2 protein-coding genes are annotated in these 1,691 nt (G+C 47.2%); both read right to left on the reverse strand.

All coding sequences use genetic code 11. The features are described from left to right. Positions 1 to 88 precede the first annotated feature (88 nt). On the reverse strand, positions 89 to 367 hold the full coding sequence (locus GM154_RS25465) for a DUF6953 family protein (RefSeq protein WP_219654312.1): 279 nt from the start codon (positions 365 to 367) through the stop codon (positions 89 to 91). An 82-nt stretch (positions 368 to 449) separates the two neighbouring features. After that, positions 450 to 1,523 (reverse strand): coiled-coil domain-containing protein 30, encoded by a 1,074-nt coding sequence (locus GM154_RS25470; RefSeq protein ID WP_219654315.1) that lies wholly within the window; start codon positions 1,521 to 1,523, stop codon positions 450 to 452. Positions 1,524 to 1,691: the final 168 nt, after the last annotated feature.

Here is a 1,691-nt window from a genome sequence, read left to right on the forward strand (position 1 = left end):
GGATATACGAATGCAACCGCGCTGACGACAGGATCGAAAAAGCTATCCTCACTGCTTGTGGGGAGAGTCCATATACGCATTGTTAGGCTCAACGTACCATTCGGGTATCTTCGGGATCAGATGCACGACGAGCGCGCCAGGTTTGAGTGCTGCGGCTCCAGACGACACCTTCAGGCGTTAATTTTTTGAAGGCCTCAAGAATGCCTTTGTTTATTGCCCAGTTTCTTTGCTTGTTCTTGTAAACGTGCTGCTCACCAAATTCTGTCCGTATTCCTCGCGCAGCAGATGATTGCGACAAGCGTTGATGCTTGTTGTATTGCTCAAGCATCCACTCTGCAACTTTCATTTCTTCTTCAGTCCATGCCATGGTTTCGTTCCCTCTTTGCTGGCCTAATGTTCGCGTAATAGGCGCGAGCTTGCGAGCGTCCTAATTGACGCGCTTGTTAAGCTCATTTCCTCGATCCAAGAAGACTCGACACCTTGTCCGCAATCACGGAAATATTTTGCTGTTCAATTCTATTTTTTTCGATGTCTGCGGTGGTCTGTCCTTTCTCAAGAACCCCATTCCGCTCCGTGCAAGCGAGCGCTCTGATCACCTCGGACGTCGCTGGCGCATCGGACGTCATTATTGAGCATTTCAGTGCAACGAGTTTGGCCTCAGAATTTGTCATTTCATTTTGAAAATACTTAATCTCTTGCAGGCTAGCCTTGTAGAGTTTGAGGAAAAAATAAGCAAACACCTCAATAAGAAGCACAAGCGATAGTCGCGGAATGAAGTATGCAACGAAGGCCGTTTTATCTTCCGGGATAGCATCTATTTCAATAACGAAGTATCCCAGTATTCCGAGCCCAATTATGGTTGTTAGAATGCCCAAGCCTAGGTTTAGGTTTCCTCTTCTCCCCAATGCACTTGTCTCATCGCGAAGTCTCTCAAGAGTTGCCATAAACACGCTTTCTACCTCTTTTAGGCGATTATGGTTTGCCAACTTATCTTGAATTTTTGATAGCGTTTCCTGATAAATCTCTTTAGATGATTCTCTTTCGATACTTTCCTTAATGCGTGAGACAAGCTCGTCTTTTTCGTTTTCTGTAATTAACTCATTTATGCGGCTGTCCTGGTCAGCACGCTGACGCAGGTATTTGAGTTCACTCTGCATTTCTTTCAGCTCTGACGTGCTGATGGAAGCGCTGTGTTCGAGCCGGTTTCTGAGCCGCCTTAGCTCATCCTCATATCGTAAGTGATCAAAGTTTTGGGCCGGTTGCCTCTTAAAGCCGGTTTGAAGGTAAATCATCAAAATCGCCATGCCCGATACCAGGAGCGAAGCGAGGCCGACGAGGCTCAGAAACGGTCGCGATATTGGAAAAGGGAAGTCCATGAAATCGGAAATGAGAGAGGCGAATAGAATTGCCGCTAACCCAACCATTGCGGGAATCACCGCCAAGGCTATTCGCATTCTCTGCATGCGTTCTGCCTTATAACGGTAGTAAAGCTCACTATCGAATTCTATATCGTCGTTTTCCACTGAAACTTCCTTCGGTGAATGTCGGTGCTGACGCTTAACGTTTGGTTAAGGGGCGGGCTTTAGCCCGTCCCAGTGAGCGAAGCGAACGGTTTGAAGGCTGTAATGGACTCTCCCTGCACCACATTTTTTCTATAACACAGTGGTGACTGTTCGCTGGGAGAGGTGCGA

This window comes from Pseudomonas sp. MAG002Y (genome assembly GCF_019400845.1).
GTDB lineage: Bacteria > Pseudomonadota > Gammaproteobacteria > Pseudomonadales > Pseudomonadaceae > Chryseomonas > Chryseomonas luteola.